The sequence below is a fragment of the Streptomyces sp. NPDC005963 genome (assembly GCF_040638655.1).
In the GTDB taxonomy this organism is placed as follows: domain Bacteria; phylum Actinomycetota; class Actinomycetes; order Streptomycetales; family Streptomycetaceae; genus Streptomyces.
Map to the genome: position 1 here is coordinate 218,488 of NZ_JBEXVD010000009.1, position 25,246 is coordinate 243,733.

A 25,246-nucleotide genomic window follows, 5' to 3' on the forward strand; every position below is an offset into this window, starting at 1 on the left:
GCTCCCGTCATCACGCATCGAGGAACGGGCGGCGGATGTTCCCCCCGGAAGCATCCGCCGCCCGCCCCTCAGCTCGCCTCAGCTCAGAACACGCCGGAACGGCTCAGAACGGCTCAGCGCTGGATCCTCACTTGCGGTTGTAGAGCCGCATGGTCCAGGTGCCGAAGACCACCACGAAGACCACGGACCACCCCAGCGACCATGCAATGTCCGCCGCCGGCCACTCGCCCGCCATCAACTCGCGCACGGCCGTCGACACATGGGTGACCGGGCTGTTGTTGACGAACGCCTGGAGCCACCCCGGCATGGTCTTGGGCTCGACGAAGACATTGCTCAGGAAGGTCAGCGGGAAGATGACCATCATGCTGACGCCCATCACCGACTTCTCACTGCGCAGCATCAGTCCGAACATCGTCCAGACCCAGGAGAACGAGAAGGCGAAGACCATCAGCACCAGAACGCCGAGCGCGATGCCGACGATCCCGCCGTCCGGCCGATAGCCGATGATCATGCCGACGGTCAGCATCACCACGGAGGCCATCAGATAGCGGACTATGTCGCCGAGGAGATAGCCCACCATCGGGGCGGGCCGCCAGATCGGCAGCGTGCGGAAGCGGTCGAAGACGCCCTTGGTGATGTCGGTGTTGACCGCGACGCCCGTATAGAACGTGATCATGATGACGCTCATGGTCAGGATGCCGGGCAGCAGAAACTGGATGTACTCCTCGGTGGAACCGGCGAGCGCGCCTCCGAAGAGGTAGGTGTACATCAACACCATCATGATCGGGAACGCCGTCACATCGAACAGTTGATCGGGCACATGCTTGATCTTGAGCATGGCCCGCCAGCCGAACGTCATGGACGCCGAGAGCGCGCTCGGCCGCGGTGGTCGCTCCTTGTTCACCAGGAGTGCCGCGAGATCCTCCGCCCTGGGCGCTTCGAGGTCGAGGTCGACTTTGTCCTTGGCCTTGGTGGTGGTCGCGGTGCTCATGCTGCCGCCCCCTTCTTGTCGGTGAGGGCGAGGAAGACCTCGTCCAGGCTGGGCTGTCCCAGCGCGAAGTTGTCCACGGTGATTCCGGTGCGCGCGAGCTCGGCCAGTGCCCTGGCGGCCTGCTCTGCGGCACCCTGCTCGCTGGTGTTCCCGTTGATCCGCGCGGTCAGGGCGAGCGGATCCGAGTCGAGCAGCACCTCCGCACCGAGCACCGCAGCGAGCACCCGCTCGGCCTCGGTCCGCTGGTGGGCGTCCCGCAGCCGTAGATGGACCGCACCGGACCCGACGGACGCCTTGAGCTCGCCCTTGGTGCCCTCGGCTATCACCTTGCCGTGGTCGATGACCGCGATACGGGAGGCGAGCTGATCCGCCTCGTCCAGGTACTGGGTGGTCAGCAGGACCGTCGTGCCCTGGGCGACGACCGCGCGCACGATGTCCCACACCTGGTTGCGGCTGCGCGGGTCGAGTCCCGTGGTCGGCTCGTCGAGAAAGAGCAGATCAGGGGTGTTCAAGATCGATGCGGCGATGTCGATGCGTCTGCGCATTCCACCCGAGTAGTTCTTCACCTGCCGGTCCGCCGCCTCCGCCAACCCGAAGGCTTCGAGGAGCTGTACGCCCCGGGCTTTGGCCGCCTGCTTGGAGTGGCCGAGGAGCCGACCGAGGAGCATCAGGTTCTCCATGCCGGTGAGGTCCTCGTCCACCGAGGCGTACTGGCCGGTCAGACTGACCCTGGCGCGGACGGCGTCGGCGTCCTTCCGCACGTCCTTGCCGAAGACGCGGGCCTCGCCGCCGTCGGGTCGGAGCAGGGTCGCCAACATCTTCACGGTGGTGGTCTTGCCGGCGCCGTTGGGGCCGAGGACGCCGTAGACGGTGCCGGCGGGCACCGCGAGGTCGATGCCGTCGACCGCACGGTGTTCACCGAAGACCTTCACCAGGCCCTTGGTCTCGATTGCCAGTTCTGTACTCATCACGCCTTTTCCTTGTGTGGTCACGGTGAGGCTCGGGTGGGGGCCGCGGCGAGGAGACACTGTGAGAGCCGCCTCCGCCCAGCGGGCGGGCCGTGGTCCGTGGACCTGTGGTCTTCGGGTGGGTCTGGGGTTTCGACCGACTCGATCGACGGAAGTCATCGATCGCTGTGGAAGAACCCGGCGGGACTCGCATCCCATCATGCGAAATGTCGGTACATCCGATGTGAAGTTGTCCGGGCCTTTGAGAGCGCACGGAGCTCGTGCGCCCCACGGGGCTCAGGAGCAGTACGGCCGGAGGGCCCGCGCCTCCCTGAGAGCCAGACCCCACCAGCCGAGCTGGTCGAGCATCACGCGGGCCGCACGGTCCTGCTCCTCCCAGCGCTCGTCCAGGAGGTCGATGGCGACGCCATTGCGCAGGGTCACGGTGTGCAGTTCGGTGAAGACCGAGCGCAGCTGCTCCACCGCGTACAGCCCGTGCGAGCCGTGGCCGTAGCTCACGAAGCCGACCGGTTTGGCCTGCCACTCGTCGTAGGCGAAGTCGATGGCCTGCTTGAGGGAGGCGGGAAACGACCGATTGTACTCAGGGGTGACGACGACGAAAGCGTCCGCAAGATCCACCTGAGCAGCGAACTCACCGACCGCCCCGGTCGTCCGCGCGGGATAGCGCGTCGGAAAGTCGAAGTCGATCAGATCGACGACCGCCAACTCCAGCTCCGTACGCTCACGAGCACACTCGGTGAACCACCGGCCGATGCCGTCGCCCACCCGGCCCTCCCGTGTACTGCCGATGATCACGGCGACTCGCAGGGGCCCCGGTGCCCCCTCGACTTGCTCCCTCATCAGTCGGGCCCTCCCTCCCGATCGCCCTCGCAGCGAACTCGCCCTCACCCTCAAGGCGCGAGATCACGCCGCGCGATCGCCAGATCCCATCTGGCAGAAGGCAGCGAAGGAACGCCAGGGAACAACGGGGAACGAAGGGCAACGAGAGAAACGGAAGCGCCGGTCGCGCGCACGGTTCAGCGGTCGACCGACCAAGGCGCGTCCGGCGGCGGTGACCCCACGGCGAGGACGTGCGCAACGATCCGGAACGCATGCGCCAAGGGCACGGTGTCCTCGTCGGGATACTCGTCGTGCTGCCCGTTGGCCAGTAGGAATCCCTCGCTCCAGCCGTCGGCGCCGGGGTCCACCGCGTGCTCGCCGGGGTCGCCCTCCCCCGCCAGCAGCATCACCATGGCGCGCTCACCGTTGGTCACGAAGGCCAACGACCGCCCGGCCGAACTGCTCAGCCAGGTCTCAAGGACCCCCCGGTCCATCCTCGCCCGCAACTCCGACACCACGGCATCGGCCGCCACCGGCACCCCATCGCTGAACACCCAGACCTCGTCCATGCGCCCGACGCTCTCACGGCCGGTGCTGGGGTGCCGAGGTGCCGGCAGAAGGCCGCTATCCCTCCCGCATGTAGAACACGTAGTACGAGGCCACCACCATGGCCGCGGCGAAGAACAGACCCATGCCGGCAGCTTGGAGAATGCTGCACCCGGTCAGACTGTGGAGGAAGCCGATCGACATTCCGCACAGCGCGCCGTAGGCCGCAGCACGCAGTTCGCGCGGCAGCGCCTTCTGGATCCGTCCGAGGCCGTACGCCACCCCGGCGAACACCAGCCCGGCGACCACACCGAACAGGACGTCCCACCAGTTGACGGCCACCCCGGTCCGGCGCAGGAACCCCGCGTAGAAGCCGAAGAAGGCCCCGAGGGCGACCGGCACCGCCCAGCTGAGGGACACGTGGTGTCGCGCGGGCATCGATGCGTGTGTGGCCATGACCGGGCCCCTTCCCTCTCACGATCCTGCTCGTCACTCCCTCTCAGGGCACACCCACCCGGGGCACCCGGCAAGTCAGGGCTTTCGTCCCGTCCGGCCACCACATAACCCCGCACCTCGCAAGCGCTGCCGCTGGGCCCTACCAGCGGTTGCGACGACCGGCCGGTTCACGCGCCCGGTCGGCGGACCAGCGGTCGCGCCCGGGGCGGGGGCCGCGTTCCCTGGAGGGGTGCGGAGTCTCCTCTCAACGGTGTCGACGGTGCTGCTCGTGCTGATCGCCGTCCTGACACCGCTGAGCGCCTTGTCCATCTGGGCGGAACGGGAGATCGGCGACCCGGACGGCTATGTGTCGGCCATGGCTCCGCTCGCCTCCGACCACCGGGTGCAGGAGGCCGTGGCCGCCCGCATCGCGGACGAGGTGCTGGCGGATGTCGACGCCGGACCGTTCGCCCCTGCCGTACGCGCACTCGTCCACGACGCGGTGCTCAGCTTCGCCGAGACCGATGCGTACGCGACCGCGTGGAACACCGTCAACCGGGCCGCGCACACCGCCGTGGAACAGGCGCTGACCAGCGATGACGGCGATACTGCGAGCATCGACCTGGGTCCGGTGATCGAGCAGGTCAAAAGGCAACTGTCAGCCGACGGGGTGCCGTTCGCGGACCAGATCCCGGTCGGTGACATCAGGATCACGGTCGTGGAGTCAAAGAGGCTCGGTGCGGCGCGGGAGGTGTTCGACGACCTCCAGATCGCGGGCGTATGGCTCCCCGTGGGAACGGCACTGCTGGCCGTCGCCGCCGTCCTCTGTGCTCGTCGCCGCTGGCGGGCCGTGGCCCTGCTGGGGTTCGCACTCGCGGTCGGCGGCGCCCTGCTGCTGCTCACGGTCCGGGTGGGGCGGGCCGTCGCCCTGGACGACCTCCCCTCGGACCTGGACCGACCGGCGGCGAGTGCCGTGCTCGATGCCCTGACCGCCTCCCTGCGGACCACGTCCTGGTGGCTGATGGGCGTGGGACTGGTCGTGGGGGTCGGCATCTGGTGGCTCGGCCGCCGACGAGCGTCCGCCGTCCACGCCGACGAAACAGCCGGCCCGGACACCCCGCACACCCCCAACGCCCCCGCCACTCCCGATTCCGCCAGTCCCGACGCCACCGCCAGTCCCGATTCCGACGCCCCCGACGCCCCCGCCAGACCTGAGCGCCCAGAAGGCTGAACACCGGGCAAGCCGCGATCGGGCCGGAAGGCCACCGTACGGACATGGCCCCGGCGGATCCGGAAGGTTCCCGGCCGGTTGCGACGAGTTACCGCCAAGGGCGCGAAGGGTGCAACAGAGTCGGCGAAACTGGCGTCATGACAGGGGGCGCCCCGTTCCGGAGTGACGGAACGCAACCCCGGAGCCACTGCACACCATGAACCACCTTCGGAGGCCGGTTTTGGACAGCGCCACCTCGACCGCGGAGCCCGCCGCCATACCGGACGCCCCGCTGCGCCCTCCGGGCAGTCGTCGAGCTGCGGGGTGGTTCGCCGCCCTCCTGCTGATCCTCCCCACCGTCGTGGTGGCCTTCCGGGTCATGGACCTGGACGGGGCCACCCCCGTGCCCCAGCTGTTGGCCTTCCTGCCCTGGCTGTTGATCCCCTCGGGGGCAGCGCTGCTCCTCGCACTGCTGGGGCGCTGGCGCGTCGGCATGGCGTGGGCGACCGTGGTCCTCGCGCTGATCGGCTGGTTCGTCCGACCGTACGACTCGGGGCTGGTCGACGTTCCCGAAGGACGGGCCATCGCCCAGTTCGACGTCCTCACCTCGAACGTCGAGTTCGGCAACGCCACACCGGGGTTGCTCGCCACGATCCAGCGGGAGCAGCCCGACCTCGTCTTCGTCCAGGAGTGCGCGGCCGTCTGCTCCGACGCCCTGGAAGCCGAGATCTCGCAGGCCGAGTACCCGTACCGCAATGTGGTCGAGGGCGCCGCAGCGTCCGGCTCGGCGATCCTCAGCAAGTACCCGTTGCAGCAGGCGGCGGGGATCGACAGCGTCCATGCGATGCCCGGTTCGGTCGCGGTCATCGCGGGCCGGAAGATCAATGTGCAGTTGGCCCACCCGCTGCCGCCGATCCCGGACGGGGTCGACGAGTGGCGCAGCGAACTGGACCTCATGCGGAAGTACGCCCGGGGGGCGAAGGCGGAACCCACGATCATCGCGGGGGACTTCAACGCCTCGCAGGACCACGCGGCCTTCCGGCACATCCTGGACGACGGCGATCTCAAGAACGCTTCCGCCCTCGGCGGGGCCTCGCGCACTCCGTCGTGGCCCACCATGGTCGGCAGACCACTGGGCACACAGATCGATCATGTGCTGGTCAGTGAGGAGTTCTCCGTACGGAAGGCCCGATTCCTGGAGCTGGGCAACACCGACCACCGCTCGCTCCTGGTCCGGCTGGACCTCCACGACGGCCGTTGATCGCGTAGGACCGGCAGGGGGACGGTACGGCTAGCGCGTCGGCTTCGGCTGGCCCGGTTGGAGTCGTTCCATCTCCCGCCGGTCGCGCTTGGTCGGCCGACCCGCACCCCGGTCCCGTACCGCGACGGGCGCCACGAACTCCTTCGGCGGGGGCGGCGGACTGTTGTCCACGTACGCCTGCACGGCCACCGGCGCGCCCACCCGCTTGCGAATGATCTGCACGACGACCACCAGCCGCTCACGGCCCTCGTGGAAGATCCGCACCTGATCGCCGACGCGGATCGACTGGGCGGGCTTCACGCGTGTGCCGTTCACCCGGACGTGTCCGGCCTTGCAGGCCGCAGCCGCCTGGGAGCGGGTCTTGGTGAGCCGTACGGACCAGATCCAGGCATCGACCCGCACCGATCCCTGTGCGCCTTCGCTATCCATGCCATCGACTCTACGGCTCGGGCGATGCGTACAGCGGATGGTTTTCACCCCGTGCCGCAGGGGGACGCCCTCGCGCCGCCCGTCCCCCGGACGGGCGGCGCGAGGGCACCTCTCACATGCCGATGTCGTTGCCGTCCTGGCGCCACACCGACACGACCGCGGGGCGGACCATGCGCCCGCGCCCGTCCGGCCAGGCGCTGGCGGGCTTCTCCACCGAAGCCCCGTCCACCTCGCCCGGGTGCTGGACGGCGACGAGGACCCGGCGGTCCTGGATCACCGGACCGCAGGTCTCCGCGCCGATGGGGACGGTCAGGAACTGCTTCAGCTCACCGCGCCGCTCGCCCTGGGTCGCCACGCCGAACAGCCCGTCGTGCGAGCCCAGTTGGTTGCCGTCGGTGGAGATCCACAGATTGCCGTGCGGGTCGAAGGCGACGTTGTCGGGGCAGGAGATCGGGCTCACCCGGTCCTTGGGGAAGCCGGCGAAGTAGGTCTGCGGGTCCTTCGGATCGCCCGCGACCAGGAACAGTCGCCAGGCGAAGCCGTCGCTCGCCGGATCGTCCCAGTTCTCCGCCAACTCCAGGATCTGCCCGTGCTTGTTCAGGTTGCGCGGGTTGGCCTCGTCCGCACCCGGCTTCCCCGGCTTGCCCCGGTCGGTGTTGTTGGTCAGCGCCAGATAGACGCGTCCGGTGCGCGGGGAGGGCTCGACGTCCTCGGGGCGGTCCATCTTGGTCGCCCCCACCTTGTCGCCGGCGAGCCGGGTGAAGACGTACACCTCGTCCGCGCTCATCCCCGGCACGTGCGACACATCACCGGTCGCCAGCGGAATCCACACACCCGAACCGTCGAACTCACCGTCGGCGGGAAGCGCACCCGTGCCCTTGCCAGCGGCGTACTCCGGGCTGTCACCGGTCAGCTTCGCCACATACAGGGTCCCCTCGTCCAGCAGCGTGAGGTTGTGTTCACGCGCCGCCCGCGAGCTGCCCTTCTTCATCCGCTTCGAGGAGACGAACTTGTAGAAGTAGTCAAAGCGCTCGTCATCGCCCATGTAGACGACCGGGCGGCCGTCCTCGGTCAGCCGGGGAGCCGCGGCCTCGTGCTTGAAGCGCCCCAGTGCCGTGCGCTTGCGCGGTACGGAGTCGGCGTCGTACGGGTCGAGTTCGACGACCCAACCGAAGCGGTGGGACTCGTTCGGCTCCTGCTTGACGTCGAAGCGCTTGTCGAACCGCTCCCACTTGCGCTCGCTGGGACCCTCGCCGATGCCGTAGCGCTTGTCGGTGGCGCTGGAGCCGTTGGCGAAGTACTGGTTGAAGTTCTCCTCGCCGTGCAGCGTGGTCCCCCAAGGGGTCTCCCCACCGGCACAGTTGTTGAGCGTGCCCCGCACCTTGATGCCGGAGCGGTCGACGGAGGTCCGCAGCAGCGGGCTGCCGGCGGCCGGCCCGGTCATCTCGAAGACGCTGGTGGCGGTGAGGCGACGGTTCAGGGGGTGCCTGGGGAGGGCGACCAGACGGCCCGACCTGCGCTCCTCCTGGACGGCGACGACGGAGAGGCCGTGCGCGGCCCAGGCGATCTCGACCTGCTCGCGGGTGGGCTTCTCGGGGTCGTACCCACGGAACATCAGGACCTCGTCGGTGTACTCGTGGTTGGCGACGAGGAGTTGCCGGCCCTGCTCGCCGCGGAGCGGCAGCAGGGAGAGGAAGTCGTTGTTGTAGCCGAACTGGGCGGCCTGCGCCTTGGCCGTCTGCCGCTCGGCGCGGAAGGTGGGCGCACCGCGCAGGATCGGGTCGCCCCAACGGATCACGATGTTCTGGTCGTAACCCCGGGGGACGGTGACCTTGTCCTTCTTGTTGGGCGCCACCGGCTCGAAGCGCAGACCGCGGGCGCCATCGGCGCGCCCGGGTCGCTGGCCGCGGTGGTCGAGGGGCCCGGCGACGGCCTGCCCGGCTCCGGTGCCCAGGACGGGGGCGGTGGCGGCAGCGGTGGCTACGGTGACGACGGCCGCCGCTCGCACCATGGAGCGCCGGGACAGAGCACGGGCGATGATGTCGCCCGCGTACTCGTTGTCGCTGGTGTTGGGGACCTCTTGGAAGCAGGCGTCACCGCAGCGATAGCGGCAGGTGAGCGCGGAACGTCCACCCGCGTGGGGCTTGGTGCTCAACAGTGGCAACAATCTGCGCACTTCGTCCTCCTCCGGCGCACCCGCGCCGACAGTCTGTCGGAATGTCGTCCGTCGAGACGTTAGGAGGATTTCCACGCAAACCAGCGGACACAGGGTGAACGAGGGATGAATGCCCGGAAAGATATGGGCTCGTGGCGGTCGGGAACGATCCGATACGGAACCGATCACGGGCGAGTTTCCGTTAATCCGCCCCTGCGGGGGTTTACGGCGCCTGGCCGCTAACCTTACGTGTCCGCCCTGGCCAGGACACTCTCAGAACAACTTGGTCCATATGCGGATAAAAGACACCCAACTCATGCGAAAGGTTTCGCACATGGGCATTCGGAGCTTGCTGCGTAAGGTGTTCGGTCGCGATCGTTCGGAGCCCACCGAGCCGGTCGCAGCTTCAGTCCCGACCCAGTCCGAACGTCCAGAACCGGCCACTGCCACGGAGGCCGTTTCCACCGAGGCACCGGTCATTCCCTCTCCTGCCGAGGCACCCGCCGAGGAATCCGCCGAGCCCGCGTCGGCGACTGCCGCGAAGCCGGCTCCCTCCGCGTCCGCCGCCGCTGGTGCGCCGGCACAGGAGGAGACCTCCCCCGCTGCGGCGGACTCCGGCACCACGCCGTCCGATCTGGCCGCCGACCTGGTGTCGGCGGCGTTCGACAATCCGCAGCCCCGGCCGCGGACCGCATCGGTTCCTTCCCAGAGCCGTACGGAGAATGCACCGGCGGAAGCCGAGCCCGGGACCGAGCCCCACACCGAGCTCAAGACCGAACCCGAGCCCGAAGCCGAGCCCAAGTCCGAAGCCGAGCTCAAGACCGAGCCCGGAGCCGCCCCGGAGGCGCCCGCAGCGGAAGAGGGCGACGCCGACGCCGACACGGCGGACGTCATCGAGCCGAAGGCCACAGCCGTCGCGGAGACACCGGCACCGACCGTGCCGGACGAGACCGCAACGGTAGCGGCCGAAGCAGTCGAGCCCCAGGCCGCCGCAGAGGAGCCGGCTGAGCCGCAGATCGTTGCGGCCGAATCGTCCGAGCCCCAGGCGTCCACCGAAGAATCGGCCGATGCTCCCGCTCCCCAGCCCGCGGACGAACCCACCCGCGAAACCACCGAGCCCACCGTCGTCACCAGCGAACCCACCGACGCCACCGACGCCACCGACGCCACCGACGCCGACAAGCCGACACCCGTGGCCGCCGCACCCGACCCAGAACCGGTGGCGGACACCAGCCCACCCGAAGCACCTGCGGTCGAACCGGAAGCGGAGCCGGCCCCAGCCGCGCCCGCTCCCGTAGCCACGACCGATCCCGCGCCCGCCGCCGCACCCACCACCCCCGTACCCGCCGCATTCGCCGAGACCGCGACCGCCGCGGCCACCGCGCTCCAGCGGGCGGGACTCACCGACACCCGGGCGCTCGTCTATCTGGTGCTGGACCGCTCCGGCTCCATGCGCCCCTTCTACAAGGACGGCAGCGCACAGCACCTCGGCGAGCGCGCCCTCGCGCTGGCCACGCACCTCCACGAGGGCACCGGACCCGCCGTCGAGGTCGTGTTCTTCTCCACCGAGGTCGACGGCACCGGCACGCTCACCCCCGACGCCTACGAAGGAAGGGTCAACGCACTCCACGACTCCCTCGGCCGGATGGGACGTACCAACTACCACCTGGCCGTCGAAGAGGTCCTGGCCCTGCACGCCAAGGCCACCAAGGCGCTGCGGGCCGCAACCGGCAGCCGGTCGCGCAAGCCCGTCCCCGCCCTGGTGATCTTCCAGACGGACGGCGCGCCCGAGTCCAAGACCGCTGCGACCGCCGCCCTGGCGGCAGCCGCGGGCAAGCCCGTGTTCTGGCAGTTCGTCGCCTTCGGCGAGCACGAGGCGAAGGCGTTCGACTACCTCCGCAAGCTCTCCGTCGACAACGCGGGCTTCTTCCACGCCGGCCCCACCCCGGGCCAGCTCCCCGACGAGGAACTGTTCGAGGGTCTCCTCCAGGGCTGGAAGCCCTAAGAGCTGTCCGAGAGGCCGCCGGTACGCGCCCCGTACCGGCGGCCCCGAGACCACTAGGCCACATCCGGGCCAACCGGGCCAACCGGGCGGAGAACAGCGGTTCAGTCGCCCCGTTCGTCCGCTCCGGCAGCCACCACCGGCAGCGTCACGGTGACGGTCAGCCCCCCGCCCCCCAAACCAGGGCCTGCCGCCACCCGCCCTCCGTGGGCATCGGTGATCGAGCGGACGATGGAGAGCCCGAGGCCCGCCCCCGGCCCCATCCGGTCGCGTCCCTCCCCACGCCGGAAGGGCTCGAACAGCGAGGGGATGTCGTCCTCGGCGATCTTCGGCCCGGTGTTCTCCACGATCAGTACGCCCTCGCCGACCGCATCCGCGGCCACCCGCACGCCCACCGTCCCGCCTGGCACGTTGTAGACGACCGCGTTGGACAGCAGATTGCCCACCAGTTGGGCCAGCAGCAGCCGGTTCCCGCGTACGACGACGCCGTACTCCACCTCGGCGCGCACATCGTGGCGGACCGATTCCTCACGGGTCAGCTCCCCGAGGTCGATCTCGTCGCGCTCCTCAAGCCCGCGCTCGCTGCGCGCCAGCACCAACAGCCCCTCGATCAGCCGCTCGCTGCGCCGGTTGGTGTCGAGCAGTACGCGTTTGGTGGCCAACAGGTCCTCGGCGGACGCCCCGGTGTCCAGCCCGACCTGAATGGCCGTGCGCTGGGTGGCCAAGGGCGTGCGCAGTTCGTGCGAGGCGTTCGCGATGAACCTGCGTTGGCTGTCGAAGGCGCTCTCCAACCGGGCGAGCAGCGCATCGAGGGTGTCCCCCAGCTCCTTCAGCTCGTCGTCGGGCCCGCTGGCCGCGATGCGTTCGTGCAGGGTGCGTTCGGAGAGGTGGCGGGCCTTCGCCGTCATGGCGTGGACGGGACGCAACACCCGCCCCGCCGTCCACCAGCCGACCGCGACCGCGCACAGTGCGGTGATCAACAGCGCGGTGAGCGACCAGAACAGCATCTCCTCGGATGCCGCGTCGCTCACGTTCTCGGTGAGCTGTTGGGCCCTGAAGGTGGTGAGGTCCCCCTGGCTGACCGACCAGAGGCCCGGCGACGACGGGTGCGGCTTGAGGACGGCCCGGCGGGCGATGGAGTCCGCCTGGTCCTCGGTGCCCTCCCGGGAGAGCAGATTGACGACGGCGAGCAGCACCCCGCCGAGGACGAGGAAGACACCCCCGTAGACGAGGGCGATCCTGGTGCGGATCGTGGAGCCCGGCCCCAACCGGCCGGCACCGGCATGGCGCGTACGGACCCGACCCGCACCACCACCGCTCCGGCCGGACCGGCCCCCGCGGGCGGTGGGACCGAGGCGGGTGCGGCGCATCCGGGCAGCCGTGGTCCGGGCATCGGCGATCCGGGGCGTGCGCCCGGCGCCGGGGCTCGGCGTCACAGGGCGTACCCCACTCCTTGGACTGTGCGGATGAGGGCGGGCTCGCCCAGCTTCGCCCGCAGTTTGCTCATGCAGACCCGGACGGCGCCGGTGAAGGGGTCGGTGTGTGCGTCCCAGGCGCGTTCGAGGAGTTCTTCGGCGGAGACGGTCGCGCCGTCCGCCTCCAGCAGGATCTGGAGCACGGAGAACTCCTTGGGCGACAGATCCAGCAGTCGCCCGTCCCGGGCGGCGCTCCTGCGCACGGTGTCCAGCACGATCCCGTGGCGCTCCAGCAGCGGCGGTACGGGACGGGCGCTGCGGCGGCGCAGCGCCCGGACGCGGGACACCAGCTCGGGGAATTCGAAGGGTTTGCCGAGGTAGTCGTCGGCGCCCAGGTCGAGCCCCGCCACCCGGTCCTCCATGGACGCGGAGGCGGTGAGCATCAGGATGCGGGTGCGGGACGCGGAGGCGACGAGTTCCCGGGCGACCTGGTCACCGTGGACGCGCGGTAGATCGCGGTCGAGGACGACGACGTCGTAGTCGTGGAGTCCGAGGTAGGCCAGGGCTGCGTCACCGCTGTACACGGTGTCGACAGCGAAACCGGCGCGGCGCAGCCCGGTGGCGACCAGCTCGGCCAGGATCTCCTCGTCCTCGGCCACCAGTACCCGCATAGCGTCTTCTCCCTGCCGTGACCACCGCGCCCCGGGGCTGCCGGGCCCGACGGCCCGACCCGACGGCGAGGGGCACATCGTTCTTCCCAGGATGCGCCTTTGTACCGCGCGGGATGTTTCGCGGATGTCTCCACGGCCCCCGCCCGGGCCTCGGGCCCGCTCCCGCCGGGGCATATGCGGGTGAGGGGAGGGTCCGGGGGCGACTAGGATTTCGACCATGGCGGCCACTGGAACCGAGAAGCAGGGATCGAGCGCAGGCGTGCAGGCGTACTACGTGACGACCCCCATCTACTACGTCAACGACGCTCCTCACCTGGGCCACGCCTACACGACCGTCGCAGGCGACGTGCTCACCCGCTGGCACCGTCAGCGCGGCGAGAAGGTGTGGTACCTCACCGGCACGGACGAGCACGGTCAGAAGATCATGCGCACTGCTGAGGCGAACGGCGTCACGCCCCAGGAGTGGTGCGACAAGCTCGTGGAAGAGGCGTGGAAGCCCCTCTGGGAGCACCTGGAGATCGCGAACGACGACTTCATCCGGACCACCGAGAAGCGGCACACGGACCGGGTGCAGGAGTTCGTCCAGGACCTGTACGACAAGGGCGAGATCTACAAGGGCGGCTACGAGGGCCCGTACTGCGTGGGCTGCGAGGAGTACAAGCTCCCGGCCGACCTGATCGACGGCGAGGGCCCCTACGAGGGCCAGAAGCTCTGCCCGATCCACAAGAAGCCGGTGGAGCTCCTCAAGGAGGAGAACTACTTCTTCAAGCTGAGCGAGTACGGCCCCAAGCTGCTGGAGTTCTACGAGGCCAATCCGGGCTTCATCCAGCCGGAGTCCGCCCGCAACGAGGTCGTGAACTTCGTCCGCCAGGGCCTCCAGGACCTCTCGATCTCCCGGTCGACGTTCGACTGGGGCGTGAAGGTGCCGTGGGACGAGAAGCACGTCATCTACGTGTGGATCGACGCGCTGCTGAACTACGCGACGGCGGTCGGCTACAACGAGAACCCGGCGAAGTTCGCGGACACCTTCCCGGCCAATGTGCACCTGGTCGGCAAGGACATCCTGCGCTTCCACGCCATCATCTGGCCGGCGATGCTGCTGGCGAACGATCTGCCGGTGCCGGGCCGGGTGGCCGCGAACGGCTGGCTGATGGTCGGCGGCGAGAAGATGTCGAAGTCCAATCTGACCGGCATCAAGCCGCAGGACCTGACCTCGCACTTCGGCGTGGACGCCTACCGCTGGTACTTCCTGCGGGCCATCGCGTTCGGCCAGGACGGTTCGTTCTCCTGGGAGGACTTCACCGCCCGCTACACGAGCGAGCTGGCGAACGACTACGGAAACCTCGCCTCCCGCGTCGCCGCGATGGTCGGCAAGTACTTCGACGGGCAGCTGCCCGAGGCCACCGCTTCCGGTCCCGCGGAGAAGGCGGTCCAGGACGGTCTGGCCACGGCGGTCGCAACCGCGGACCGGCTGATCGGCGAGGAGCTCGACTTCCAGGGCGGCATCCTCGCGGTGTTCGACTTCGTGAAGCAGGTCAACGGCTACCTCACCGAGCAGGAGCCGTGGAAGGTCGCGAAGGACACCTCACCCGAGGGTCAGGCGCGGCTGGCGACCATCCTGTACACGGCGGCCGAGTCGCTGCGCGGTGTGGCGGTCCTGCTGAACGCGGTGATGCCGCGCACGTCGCAGGCGCTGTGGGATTCCCTGGGCGCCGAGGCGTCGCTGGGCGCCCTGGCCGACCAGCGGGTGCAGGACGCTGGTGCCTGGGGTCTGCTGCCGGTGGGTTCGACGGTCACGAAGGGCGCGGTGTTGTTCCCGCGTCTTGAGGAGCCGAAGAAGGACGCGTGACGCGTCCCCACGGAATCGCCGAACACGGCCGAACACGTACGGGGACATGCGATCGACCCCCGGCCCGGGCAGTTGCTCGGGCCGGGGGTCGCGTCGTGCGGTGACCGGTGCGGTGACGCCGGGCGGTGACCGGTGCCGCTTCAGACGGCCAGTGCCGCCTCCGGCCCCATCACCACCACGGGCTCTGCGGCCGGGTCCAGCCGCCGCAGCAGTTCCTGCATCCGCTCCCGGGGCAACCCCACACAGCCCTGGGTCCCCGCGCCGTGCTCCACGTGCAGCCAGATGCCACCGCCCCTGGCGTTCCCCAGCGGCCGGGTCCAGCTCAGCGGGGTGTGCCCCGGTACGCGGTTGTAGTTGATCGCGACCACGTAGTCGAAGGCCCCGGTCAGCGGTTCGCCCTCGGCGTTGGTGCGGTTCGGCGGGGTGAAGCCCGACCCCTGGTCGTACGGGAGTTTCGTACCGGGGTCCTTCAGCAGTCCGCCCGCGTCGGTCAGTCCGTACACCCCGATCGGGGTGCGCAGATCGCCCTGCTTGTGGTGCTCGGTCCAGCCGCGGATGCCGTTGCGGGCGGGCCAGGTCTCCGAGGCCGGTCGCCAGGAACCCGCGGCATCGCGCTCGTACAGGACGGCCGTGCCCTGGTTGGCGTCTGCGTCCTTGGCGCGCACCACCAGGGCTTGGCGGGTCTTGAGTCCCATCCGCTTACGGGTCTTGGGGCCGAGCCCGGGTATGTCGGTGGGCTCGGCCGTCAGGGGCGATGGCTCGGCGCCCTGCGCAGGTTTCGCCCCGGCGCTCTCGGCGGGGGTGGCCTCCTCGGCGGGGGCTGGTCTCTCGCCTCCGGTGGACTGCGTCTGGCAGCCGGTGAGCAGCAGGAGCACGAGCCCCGCCGCCGGTATCGCGCCCGTACGAGCGTGCATGAGGTCTACCGTCCTGTCGGGGTGCTCGGTGCGTACGTGTCCGCCGGGCCGAGGCGGTGGGCGCTGTCGATCATCTTCTGGACCTCGGCCCAGGTCTCGGCGGTGGTGCCGGCCGCGGCACAGACCCGGAAGGCGGACAGGACCAGGGGGTGCGGCTGGGAGTCGCTCAGCAGATCCGCCGCACGGGTGGTGACACCGCCGATGGCCGCGCAGTTGTCGTCCACGCCCATGGGTTTGAGCGTGCGCGAGGCCCGTCGGTCGAGTCTGTCCTTGCCCGGTCCGCCCGTGGTGACGGTGATGAGTACGTCCTTCGGGCCGAGCCGTTCCACCGGTAGGCAGTCGTTCGCGTACTCCGCCCGGCAGGGCCGGGGGAACGGTGCGATCCGCTGGGTGGCGATGAACCCCTGGGGCTGGATGTCGAGCTGTGGGTCCACGGGCATCGTCAGGGTGTTCCAGCGCCGTGGCACCTGGATCGTCAGCCCGTCCAGTTCGGGGAAGGCGACCGTGTTAGCGGTCGGCGCCGCGGGGACGGGTGGCCGTGCGGTCAGCACCGGCTGGTGGGAGTCGTCCGGGGCCGGCAGCAACAGGACGCCTGCGAGGGTCAGCGCCACCGCTGCGGAGCCTGCCACTCCGGCTGCCTTGAGTCGTCGACGGCGTACGACGCGTTCCCGTACCTGGTGCAGCAGACCGTCGGGGGTGGCCAGTCGCGGTGTGCCGCGTTCCAGGAGGACGCGCAGTTCGCGCTCCGCCGTTTCGTCCTTGTGTTCAGGCTGGTGTTCAGGCTGCACTGCGGTCACCTGCCGTGGCCAGAGTAGGGGGGAGCAGCGTCCGCAGGGTGCGCAGGGCCTTCGAGGACTGGCTCTTGACGGTGCCCGTGGCACAGCCGAGGGTGGCCGCGGTGTCCTCCACGCTCAGGTCCTCGAAGTAGCGCAGGACCACGATCGCCCGCTGGCGGACCGGGAGGGCGCGGATGGCCGTCGCGAGCGACTGCTCCAGATCGACGTTGGCATAGGCGTCCATGGAGGTCACCGAGTCCGGCAGTTCTCCGTGCGGCACCTCCCCCCGCCAGCGGCGGCGCCACCAGGAGGCGTGGGTGTGCACCAGCGCCTTGCGGATGTACGCCTCCGGGTGCTCCCGGGAGATCTTCGACCAATTGGGCCAGACCTTGGCCAGCACCGTCTGGAGCAGGTCCTCCGCGAGATGGGCGTCGCCGGTCAGTAGCCAGGCCATGCGCAGGAGCCGGGGGCCGCGGGCGGCGACGAACGCCTCGAAGTCGTCGTCCCCGTAGTCGGAGCCCATGGTCCCGTCCCCGCTCTCGTGTTCCGTCGTCCACGTAGGAGGAACGCGGTGAGGAATGCTTCGGGTTGCCCGCACACGACGGAACAAACACGTCCGTACGGCTGTCTCCCCGACGGCTGCGCTGCTCGGGCCCGTCCGGGACCGTGCACCACGGCCGCCTGGGCCCTACCGCAGCAACGGTCACGGCACGAGCAGAATGACGGGCCCGGTCGAACACGAAGAGGCCCCGGACCGCGGTCCGGGGCCTCGTACGTGCGGAGCGGGTGCCGTCGTTACTCGGCGGGCTTCGCCACCGGCTTGCGGAGCTGGATGTTCAGCTCCCGCAGCCGCGACTCGTCCAGCTCGGTCGGGGCGCCCATCATCAGGTCCTGGGCGTTGCCGTTGAGCGGGAAGGCGATGGTCTCCCGGATGTTCGGCTCATCGGCGAGGAGCATCACGATCCGGTCGATGCCGGGGGCGATGCCGCCGTGCGGCGGGGCGCCGAGACGGAAGGCACGCAACATGCCAGCGAACTCGTGCTCGACGGTCTCCCGGTCGTAGCCGGCGATCTCGAACGCCTTCAGCATGACGTCGGGCTCGTGGTTGCGGATCGCGCCGGAGGAGAGCTCGATGCCGTTGCAGACGATGTCGTACTGCCAGGCGAGGATGTCCAGCGGGTCCTTCTCCTCCAGGTCCTTCATGCCGCCCTGGGGCATCGAGAACGGGTTGTGCGAGAAGTCGATCTTCCCGGTCTCCTCGTCCTTCTCGTACATCGGGAAGTCGACGATCCAACAGAACCGGAAGACACCCTCGTCGAAGTGGCCCGCGCGCTTGGCGGCCTCGACGCGGACCGCGCCCATGATCTTGGAGACCTCGTCGAAGTCGCCCGCGCCGAAGAAGACGGCGTGGCCCGCGGCGAGGCCGAGGCGCTCGGTGAGGACCTTGACGTTCTCCTCGGTGAGGAATTTGGCGATCGGCCCGGACAGCGAACCGTCCTCGGCGACGCGCACCCAGGCCAGACCCTTGGCGCCCTGCTCGATCGCGTACTCGCCGAGCTGGTCGAAGAACTTCCGGGGCTGGGCTGCGACGTCCGGCACGGCGAGCGCGCGGACGTGCTTGCCGGCGAACGCCTTGAACTCGGAGCCGTCGAAGACGTCGGTGATGTCGACGAGTTCGAGCCGGGCGCGCAGGTCCGGCTTGTCGTTGCCGTACTTCAGCATCGACTCCCGGAACGGGATGCGCGGGAACGGCGAGGTGACGTGCTTGCCGTCGCCGAACTCCTCGAACAGCTCGGTCATCAGCTTCTCGACCGGCTGGAAGACGTCCTCCTGCTCGACGAAGCTCATCTCGACGTCGAGCTGGTAGAACTCGCCCGGCGAGCGGTCGGCGCGGGCGTCCTCGTCGCGGAAGCAGGGCGCGATCTGGAAGTAACGGTCGAAGCCGGAGATCATCAGCAGCTGCTTGAACTGCTGCGGGGCCTGCGGCAGGGCGTAGAACTTGCCGGGGTTCAGCCGGGACGGCACCACGAAGTCACGGGCGCCCTCGGGGGAGGTCGCGGTGAGGATCGGGGTCGCCATCTCGTTGAAGCCGAGCGCGGTCATCTTGTGCCGGATGGCGCTGATGACCGCGGTGCGCAGCATGATGTTGCGGTGCATCCGCTCACGGCGCAGGTCGAGGAAGCGGTACTCCAGACGACGTTCCTCGTTGACGCCGTCGTCGGTGTTGATCGTGAAGGGGATCTGCTGGGCCGCGCCCAGCACCTCCACCTCGGCCACCTCGATCTCGATCTCACCGGTGGGCAGCTCGGGGTTGACGTTGTCGGCGCCCCGGCTGACGACCTTGCCGTCGATGCGGACGACGGTCTCCTTGGTGAGGTGGCTCAGCGCCTCGTTGGCCGCGGTGCCCGGGCGGGCGACGAGCTGGGTGATGCCGTAGTGGTCGCGCAGATCGATGAAGAGGATGCCGCCCAGGTCTCGGCGATTGTGCAGCCAGCCGCTCAGCCGGACGTCGGTGGAGACGTCAGAGGCGCGGAGCTCGCCGCAGGTGTGGGACCTGTACCGATGCATCGTCGTTCATCCAGTCTTAGCGGAGTGGGGTGGGGTGGGCCTGTCAAGGTTACCGCCCGCCCCCCTCCCCCCTCATTGGCATATACACGCCAGTGGTCGACCGGGAGCCCCGGGGGCCTGGGCTCACCCGGTGAACAGCCGTACCAGCGGCTGCCCGGCCGTGATGGGCCGCCGCCTGCCGCCCCCGTCCCCGCGGGGCCCTTCTGCCGTCCGCCCGGGGCCCGTTCACCCGGCAGTGGCCCCCGGCAGGTCAGCCCGCGGCAGATCGGAATAAAGTGAGGCAATGCGCACCGAGGACGTCCTGGCAGCCATCGCCACCGGCCTGTGGCGGTGGGACAAGGCATCCGGGACGGTCACCCTCGACGCGGAGGCCGCCCGGCTGGTCGAGCTGCCACCAGAAGCCGGCCCCCACCCCGAGTCCGTCGTACGGGCCCGTTTCCACCCCATCGACTGGAACGAGATCAACGGCGTCGTCGGTCTCGCCGTCGCCGAGGACACCCTCGCCGAAGGGCGGCTGCGGATCGTCGACGAGGGCGGACGCGTCCTGCGCACCGTCCGCTTCCGCGGCAAGCCGTTCCGCGTGGACGGCTCCCACATCCTGTACGGGACGCTCCAGGAGGTCGCCGAGCCGACCGAGGGCACGGCGGCGCAGACCCCCATCACCGGTGACTGGCGTCGCTCCCGTGAGGCGTTCCTCCTGGACGCGGGACGGGCGCTGGCCGAGGCGCGTTCGACGGCCGAGGTGCTGCGGGTGGCCGCCTCCCTGTCGATGCCGGGGTTCTCGCCGGACGGACTCGCGGTCTTCGGCGCCGCCGGCGACCGGATCACGATCATCGGACAGCACGGTCACCAGGGGGACGAGGGCGACCCGTTCAGCCATATGCGGATGGACACCGACCATCCGGCGGCCGAGGTCATCCGCAGCGGACGGGCCGTCTACCTGCCGAGCCCCAGCGAGTACGACCGCCGCTATCCGACCAGTTGGCCACTGGCCCAGCGCCTCGGACGCCAGTCCTGGGCCTATCTGCCACTGATCGTCGCCGGCCGCACGATGGGCGCCTGGATGGCGGCCTTCAAACACCCGGTGACCTTCACCCCCGACGAGCGCTCGGTGCTGACGACGGTCGCCAGGATGCTGGCGCAGGCGCTGGCCAGGGCAGGGGTCGCGGAGACCGAGCGGGAGCTGTCGCTCGGACTCCAGCGCTCGATGATGCCGGTGCTGGGCCCGGCCATCCCGGGCATGTCGGTGGCCGCACGGTACGTACCGACGGGCGGCGGCCTCCAGGTCGGCGGCGACTGGTACGACATGATCCCGCTGCCCTCCGGGCGGATCGCCCTGGTCATCGGGGACGTGCAGGGGCATGACGTACGCGCGGCCGGTCTGATGGGCCAGCTGCGGATCGCCCTGCGTGCGTACGCATCCGAGGGCCACCGGCCCGACGCGGTGCTCTCCCGGGCGTCCCGCTTTCTGCACGGCATCACCGACTCGTACGGGCAGGGCGACTACTCCGGCCCGCGGTTCGCCACCTGCCTCTACCTGGAGGTCGACCCGGCGAACGGACGGATCGAGATCGCCCGGGCCGGCCATCCGGAACCCGCGGTCCGCATGGCTGACGGAACGGTTCTGCTGAGGCCGACCGAAGGCGGGCTCCCGCTCGGCATCGACCGGGACACGGACTATCCGACGACGCGTCTCACCCTCGACCCCGGTGAGACGCTGATGATGTGCACGGACGGTCTGCTGGAGACCGGCGGCCACGACCTGGACACCGGCTGGGCCCGACTGCGCACGGTCTTGGAGAACGACCCGGGCGAATCCCTGGAGGAGTTGGCGGACGCACTGGTGCAGGCAGTGCACGGACCCGTCTCCCACTACACGACCGGCCCGCTGGCCGATCGGCGCGAGGATGACGTGGCGCTGGTGCTGCTCTCCCGCGAGGGGCAGCCGGTGACTGCCGAGGCGCCGCGGCGCATGGCCATGACGGTGGCACAGGCCCAGCCGGAACGCATCGCGGTCGCCCGTCGCCAGGTCAAGGAGTTGCTGCACGACTGGGCCGATCAGGAACAGGTCGACTCGGCGGTGCTGATGGTGTCCGAGATGGTGACCAACGTCCTCGTCCACACCGACGGGAACGCCCTGCTGTCGGCGGAGATCACCCATGACAACGGGGACGGCCGACGGCTGCGGGTCGAGGTCACCGACGCCAGCGACGAACTGCCGCACAAGCGCCGCCCGGGGGAAATGGCGTCGTCCGGCCGCGGTCTGGTGCTGATGGAGATGCTGGCCGACGCCTGGGGAGTGGACCCGAGGGGCGAGGGCAAGTCGATCTGGTTCGAACTCCACGAGTCGAAGCCGCAGAAGGAGTAGCCGCCGAGGGAGTAGCCGCCGCAGGAGTAAAGGAGTAGGCGGCGGCCGTCAGCCGGCTGATTCGGTCCCGGCCGGTCCCGCCTCCTCCGTGCCCCTGCCGTAGACCTTCCGCAGTTCGCTGATCACCCCGAAGGCCGCCGCGGTCACGGGCACGGCGAGCAGCATCCCCAGGATGCCCGCGACCCCCGCCCCCGCGGTGATGGCCAGCATGACGACGGCCGGATGCATCTGAACCGTACGGCTCTGGATCATGGGCTGGAGTACGTGCCCCTCCAGCACCTGTACGGCGAGGACGACGCCGAGCGCCCAGAGCGCGATCACCCACCCCCGGTCGGCGAGCGCCACCAGCACCGCGACCGCCCCGGAGAGGAACGCGCCGAGGTAGGGGATGTACGCACCGACGAAGACGAGCGCCCCGAGTCCGAGCGCCCCGGGAACCTGAAGGATCAGCAGTCCGATGGTGATGCAGATGGCGTCGATCAGGGCGATGAAGGTGGTCCCCCGCATAAAGCCCTCGACCGCCTCGAAGGCCCGCCGTCCCATCGCCTCGACGACTTCCGCGTTCGGCCCGGGTGCGATGACCCGTGCCAGACCGGCCGCCTTGTCCGAGTCACGGAGGAAGAAGAAGATCAGCAGCAGGGCCAGTACGGCGATGGCGATCGATTCGCCCACCACACTCAGACCGCTGATCACCCCGGACGCGGCGGTCCCGCCGAACTTGGTGAGCAATTCCTTCGCATTGGTCGCGAGATCATCGAGGGAAGTGCCTGCGGCGCCGAAGTGCTCGGCAAGTCCTCTGGCGGCCTCCCTCAGTGAGGAGACGATCTGATCGCCGCTGTCGATGAGCGCGCTGACGACGATGTACATCGCCCCACCCACCACCGCGACGACGGCCGCACAGGTCAGCCCGGCGGCCAGCGAGCGATGCACCCCCATCCGGACCAGGCGCTGGTACAGAGGTCCGAGCAACGCGGTGCCGAGCAGCGCGAGCAACACCGGGGTGACCGCGGTCCGCAGATACCCGATCAACCAGATCGCTACCGCCGCCACCCCTGCGACCAGCAGAAACACGACACACCAGGCGGCCAGCCGACGCACCGGCTCGGGCAGGAGTCTCGACCGCTCTGGGAACTGCACAGGTCCAGCGGACCACGGCCGGACGCGGGCGTCGCGCACTCGGGGTCCAGGCGGGTGACGCCCCATCAACGGGTCGCGACCTCGGGCAGGTGGCCCCTACCCCGTACGGATCATCTCGCCGGGAGTCGGCCCCGCATCGAACTCGGGGAAGCAGTCGGGGCACGCGTACAACGTCATGGGCAACGTCATGGGCCCGGGCCCGCTGGCACTCCCGACCCATCGAACGATGATCGGCGCCCCGGTGAGCCAACCGCAGCGACAACAGAAGGCGGACGGATCTGGCGGAAGTGCGGGGAAGGCTCCCGCGATGCTCATGTGGTCACCCCCTCGATGGTCCGGGGGTCGACGTCGCCGGGCGGATCCCACTGTTTGGTGTAGCACTCGAAGAACAGATAGCGACGGTGTCCGGTGCATCTGAAGTGGGCTTCCGTCCACGCTTCGGCATCGTCGACGCAGAGGTCCTCGGCACCTTCCGGGCCCGCCCTGCACCCGGGCTCCCCCGAGGCACACGCAACGTGCACGGAAATCCCGTTGGCTTCATGGAGCTTGAGCGTCCAGATGACTTCCCTGAAGCGACGGGTCAGCCCCATGTCGACGCCTCCTGGACGCCGTTGTCACTGACGATGACCTCCACCGCGCCCGGCCGATCACCATGACTCCAGACACTGAGGCTCTCGCTGCTCGCGCACCACTCCCGCCCTCCCCCGAGAGGACAAAGGAAATAGCTCCCCAGGGAGAAGTCCATGACCACCCCCACCCTCTTCGCCTCGGCATCCCGAACCACGGCCCCGACCGCGAACTCCTGACTCATGCCGCCCTCACGATCCGGGCGGGTGGGTGCACACATCGACCACACCTCTCCGTAGTCATTCCACTACCAAGTGAAGTCAGCGTGGTCTAGAGTCAAATCGTCTTCAACTTGCGCTATTTGTGCGGATAGTTAGGTGGGGGCTGTTGAATCGGAAAGAACTTGACCCCGAGAAGTCGCCGCGTGCCGCGTTCGGGCAGCGTTTACGCACTTTGCGGGATGAGCGTGGCTGGACCCAGGACGAGTTGGCGGAACGGATCGGATGCTCCGGGACCCACATTTCTGCTGTGGAAACCGGTCGCCGATCTCCAACTCCCAAGTTCGCGGCAAACGCAGACAGAGTCCTCGGCACCGGGGACAGACTCGAACGCCAGAGCCGAGCCGTACGGCTCACCGCAGTACTGGAAGGATTCCCGGAGTACGTCACGCACGAACTGCGAGCGGTGGAAATCAGGCTCTACGAGGTCGGTGTTGTGCCGGGAATCCTCCAGACAGCCGAGTACGCATCCGCGCTCACCACACGCACCGTCGAGCGTGGGGCAATCACACCTGAGCAGGCGGACGAACGAATCTCGCTCATAAATGAGCGACAGGGAGCACTCATCCGGACACCGCCCCCGCTGGTCTTCGTGGTGTTGGACGAAAGCTGCCTCAGGCTTCCCGTTGGCGACCCCGAAGTCATGGAAGCCCAGTTGACGCGGCTGATCGAATTCGCCGCGCTGCCGAACACTGTGCTTCAGGTCGCCCCGTTCAACCTGGGTGATCGTCGCCCGCTCCGCCTGCCTCTCTACATCCTGACCATGCAGAACCGGTCTCTGCTCTCGTACGCAGAGTCCGCACAGCGAGGGCAACTTGAGCGGGAAAGCGCCTCCGTGGTGCCCCTGCTGACGGCCTACCATCAACTACAGGCCGAAGCACTGTCCCAAGCGGCATCCGTGGCCATGATCAAGCAGCTACGAAAGGGCAACCCGTGACGACGGAATCCCCCCGTTGGTTCAAGTCCTCCTACAGCGACAATGGTGGTGCCTGCGTCGAGTGGGCTCCAGAACACGCATCAACACACGGCATCGTCCCCGTCCGTGACAGCAAGAACCCAACCGGCCCCGCACTCATGGTCGGCACCTCCGCATGGTCAGGGCTCATCGCTCTCGCCCGCAGCAGCGAGCTCTAACAGCGCCCCGACACAGCCTGAGTCCCGCACTCGATACCCGGAGCGCGGGACTCAGTCATGTCGGGTGAAACGAGATCCGGAATGCCGCTAGTGAACCCGTAGACGCTGAACGTGGTAGTGCCGCACTGTCTTCAACATTCGCTTTCACACGCGTTCATGAGCGGCAGGCTTAGTGGTCGGCTCCGAAAGTTCTTCGGGGGTGATCACGCCGCCAGGGCGGTGGAGGATTCATTTTGTTGGTCAACGGGTGTGGCCTTCGAATGCTCGGAGCCGCTTCCGAACTTGGTCGAGGTCGGTGAGTCGTTGGGTGTCACGACCCTCAATCCTGATGCCCGTCGGCTGGTGCCTTCAGCCGTCTGTCCAGTTCGTCCCCGGCCTCGTCGTACCCGGCGTCGGCGATCCGCTGGAGCTCGCGCAGGTCGCCAGTCGAGGCCGCACGTTGAGTGAGCAGAAACCCAGCGCGTATGGATCCCTCGTCCAACAGCGCGCTCAGCTCCCCGAGATCGCTAGCTGCGTTGGCGAGGTCGGCCAGCTGGTCTAGAGCGGTCTCGTTGCCCTCGTCAGCCAGCTCGCGCAGGGTTTCCCAATCGATGTTCCTGTTCGGCATGACGCCATGCTGCAACCCTGCCCCAAGGGCAGGGTCAAGTGGGACGATGGCCAGGTGATCACCATCGGGCAGCTGGCCGGGTATGTCGGGGTGTCGATCAAGACCGTTCGCGTCTATCACGCCAAGGGGCTGCTTCCCGAGCCCGA

The 25,246-nt window shown here is 69.1% G+C and carries 24 protein-coding genes; 8 read left to right on the forward strand and 16 right to left on the reverse strand.

Going from position 1 to position 25,246, the window contains the following annotated elements; all coding sequences use genetic code 11:
• Positions 1–127: 127 nt before the first annotated feature.
• From ABZ348_RS15835 to ABZ348_RS15855, 5 genes are all read right to left on the reverse strand, one after another.
• Positions 128–991 carry an ABC transporter permease gene (locus tag ABZ348_RS15835; protein ID WP_358933290.1) on the reverse strand — a complete coding sequence of 288 codons (864 nt, stop codon included), beginning with the start codon at positions 989–991 and terminating at the stop codon, positions 128–130.
• Complete coding sequence (locus ABZ348_RS15840; protein WP_358933292.1) at positions 988–1,959, reverse strand: ATP-binding cassette domain-containing protein; 972 nt, start codon at positions 1,957–1,959, stop codon at positions 988–990. The genes ABZ348_RS15835 and ABZ348_RS15840 overlap by 4 nt, the downstream gene beginning before the upstream one ends.
• A 276-nt stretch (positions 1,960–2,235) precedes the next feature.
• Entirely contained in the window at positions 2,236–2,799 is a 564-nt protein-coding gene (locus tag ABZ348_RS15845) for an NAD(P)H-dependent oxidoreductase (protein ID WP_358933294.1), read from the reverse strand.
• A gap of 176 nt (positions 2,800–2,975) precedes the next feature.
• The gene (locus tag ABZ348_RS15850) at positions 2,976–3,347 is read right to left on the reverse strand and encodes a hypothetical protein (protein WP_358933295.1); all 372 of its coding nucleotides are present in this window, start codon (positions 3,345–3,347) and stop codon (positions 2,976–2,978) included.
• A 55-nt stretch (positions 3,348–3,402) separates the two neighbouring features.
• On the reverse strand, positions 3,403–3,780 hold the full coding sequence (locus ABZ348_RS15855; RefSeq protein WP_358933297.1) for a hypothetical protein: 378 nt from the start codon (positions 3,778–3,780) through the stop codon (positions 3,403–3,405).
• Positions 3,781–4,030: 250 nt separating this feature from the next.
• On the opposite strand from ABZ348_RS15855, the gene ABZ348_RS15860 reads away from it, so the two are divergent.
• Positions 4,031–4,990 carry a hypothetical protein gene (locus ABZ348_RS15860; protein ID WP_358933299.1) on the forward strand — a complete coding sequence of 320 codons (960 nt, stop codon included), beginning with the start codon at positions 4,031–4,033 and terminating at the stop codon, positions 4,988–4,990.
• Between the two features lie 196 nt (positions 4,991–5,186).
• Positions 5,187–6,230 carry an endonuclease/exonuclease/phosphatase family protein gene (locus ABZ348_RS15865; protein ID WP_358933301.1) on the forward strand — a complete coding sequence of 348 codons (1,044 nt, stop codon included), beginning with the start codon at positions 5,187–5,189 and terminating at the stop codon, positions 6,228–6,230.
• A 30-nt stretch (positions 6,231–6,260) separates the two neighbouring features.
• Here the strand turns inward: ABZ348_RS15865 and ABZ348_RS15870 are convergent, their stop codons facing one another.
• Positions 6,261–6,659 carry an RNA-binding S4 domain-containing protein gene (locus ABZ348_RS15870; RefSeq protein WP_358933303.1) on the reverse strand — a complete coding sequence of 133 codons (399 nt, stop codon included), beginning with the start codon at positions 6,657–6,659 and terminating at the stop codon, positions 6,261–6,263.
• A 112-nt stretch (positions 6,660–6,771) separates the two neighbouring features.
• The gene (locus tag ABZ348_RS15875; protein ID WP_358933305.1) at positions 6,772–8,835 is read right to left on the reverse strand and encodes a PhoX family protein; all 2,064 of its coding nucleotides are present in this window, start codon (positions 8,833–8,835) and stop codon (positions 6,772–6,774) included.
• 313 nt (positions 8,836–9,148) lie between these two features.
• Between ABZ348_RS15875 and ABZ348_RS15880 the strand changes: the two genes are divergently transcribed.
• Positions 9,149–10,819 (forward strand): VWA domain-containing protein, encoded by a 1,671-nt coding sequence (locus tag ABZ348_RS15880; RefSeq protein ID WP_358933306.1) that lies wholly within the window; start codon positions 9,149–9,151, stop codon positions 10,817–10,819.
• 101 nt (positions 10,820–10,920) lie between these two features.
• On the opposite strand, the gene ABZ348_RS15885 is transcribed toward ABZ348_RS15880, so the two are convergent.
• Both ABZ348_RS15885 and ABZ348_RS15890 read right to left on the reverse strand, forming a co-directional pair.
• Positions 10,921–12,252, reverse strand: a complete 1,332-nt coding sequence (locus ABZ348_RS15885) for an ATP-binding protein (RefSeq protein ID WP_358933308.1) — start codon at positions 12,250–12,252, stop codon at positions 10,921–10,923.
• Positions 12,249–12,902, reverse strand: a complete 654-nt coding sequence (locus tag ABZ348_RS15890) for a response regulator transcription factor (RefSeq protein ID WP_358933310.1) — start codon at positions 12,900–12,902, stop codon at positions 12,249–12,251. The genes ABZ348_RS15885 and ABZ348_RS15890 overlap by 4 nt, the downstream gene beginning before the upstream one ends.
• 217 nt (positions 12,903–13,119) lie before the next feature.
• On the opposite strand from ABZ348_RS15890, the gene metG reads away from it, so the two are divergent.
• Complete coding sequence (metG, locus tag ABZ348_RS15895) at positions 13,120–14,751, forward strand: methionine--tRNA ligase (RefSeq protein ID WP_358933312.1); 1,632 nt, start codon at positions 13,120–13,122, stop codon at positions 14,749–14,751.
• Positions 14,752–14,891: 140 nt separating this feature from the next.
• Here the strand turns inward: metG and ABZ348_RS15900 are convergent, their stop codons facing one another.
• The 4 genes from ABZ348_RS15900 to aspS form a co-directional block, all read right to left on the reverse strand.
• Positions 14,892–15,665, reverse strand: a complete 774-nt coding sequence (locus tag ABZ348_RS15900) for a L,D-transpeptidase family protein (protein WP_358933314.1) — start codon at positions 15,663–15,665, stop codon at positions 14,892–14,894.
• Positions 15,666–15,670: 5 nt separating this feature from the next.
• Positions 15,671–16,453, reverse strand: a complete 783-nt coding sequence (locus tag ABZ348_RS15905) for a hypothetical protein (protein WP_358933316.1) — start codon at positions 16,451–16,453, stop codon at positions 15,671–15,673.
• Positions 16,443–16,964 carry a SigE family RNA polymerase sigma factor gene (locus tag ABZ348_RS15910; RefSeq protein ID WP_358933318.1) on the reverse strand — a complete coding sequence of 174 codons (522 nt, stop codon included), beginning with the start codon at positions 16,962–16,964 and terminating at the stop codon, positions 16,443–16,445. The genes ABZ348_RS15905 and ABZ348_RS15910 overlap by 11 nt, the downstream gene beginning before the upstream one ends.
• 272 nt (positions 16,965–17,236) lie before the next feature.
• On the reverse strand, positions 17,237–19,009 hold the full coding sequence (gene aspS, locus ABZ348_RS15915) for an aspartate--tRNA ligase (RefSeq protein WP_358933320.1): 1,773 nt from the start codon (positions 19,007–19,009) through the stop codon (positions 17,237–17,239).
• Between the two features lie 283 nt (positions 19,010–19,292).
• On the opposite strand from aspS, the gene ABZ348_RS15920 reads away from it, so the two are divergent.
• Entirely contained in the window at positions 19,293–21,377 is a 2,085-nt protein-coding gene (locus ABZ348_RS15920) for a SpoIIE family protein phosphatase (protein ID WP_358933322.1), read from the forward strand.
• A 48-nt stretch (positions 21,378–21,425) separates the two neighbouring features.
• On the opposite strand, the gene ABZ348_RS15925 is transcribed toward ABZ348_RS15920, so the two are convergent.
• Together ABZ348_RS15925 and ABZ348_RS15930 are read right to left on the reverse strand one after the other, a co-directional pair.
• Positions 21,426–22,514 carry an AI-2E family transporter gene (locus ABZ348_RS15925; protein WP_358933324.1) on the reverse strand — a complete coding sequence of 363 codons (1,089 nt, stop codon included), beginning with the start codon at positions 22,512–22,514 and terminating at the stop codon, positions 21,426–21,428.
• A gap of 311 nt (positions 22,515–22,825) precedes the next feature.
• Complete coding sequence (locus ABZ348_RS15930; RefSeq protein WP_358933326.1) at positions 22,826–23,104, reverse strand: hypothetical protein; 279 nt, start codon at positions 23,102–23,104, stop codon at positions 22,826–22,828.
• 361 nt (positions 23,105–23,465) lie between these two features.
• Between ABZ348_RS15930 and ABZ348_RS15935 the strand changes: the two genes are divergently transcribed.
• Together ABZ348_RS15935 and ABZ348_RS15940 are read left to right on the forward strand one after the other, a co-directional pair.
• Positions 23,466–24,296 carry a helix-turn-helix transcriptional regulator gene (locus ABZ348_RS15935; RefSeq protein ID WP_358933349.1) on the forward strand — a complete coding sequence of 277 codons (831 nt, stop codon included), beginning with the start codon at positions 23,466–23,468 and terminating at the stop codon, positions 24,294–24,296.
• Positions 24,293–24,493, forward strand: coding sequence for a DUF397 domain-containing protein (locus ABZ348_RS15940; RefSeq protein ID WP_358933327.1), 201 nt, complete (start codon positions 24,293–24,295; stop codon positions 24,491–24,493). Before ABZ348_RS15935 ends, ABZ348_RS15940 begins: the two co-directional genes overlap by 4 nt.
• A gap of 319 nt (positions 24,494–24,812) precedes the next feature.
• On the opposite strand, the gene ABZ348_RS15945 is transcribed toward ABZ348_RS15940, so the two are convergent.
• A complete protein-coding gene (locus ABZ348_RS15945) occupies positions 24,813–25,100 on the reverse strand; it encodes a hypothetical protein (protein ID WP_358933329.1) in 288 nt (95 codons plus the stop codon).
• 54 nt (positions 25,101–25,154) lie between these two features.
• On the opposite strand from ABZ348_RS15945, the gene ABZ348_RS15950 reads away from it, so the two are divergent.
• Positions 25,155–25,246: MerR family DNA-binding transcriptional regulator (locus ABZ348_RS15950; protein ID WP_358933351.1), on the forward strand; the 92-nt coding region annotated here is incomplete at its 3' end.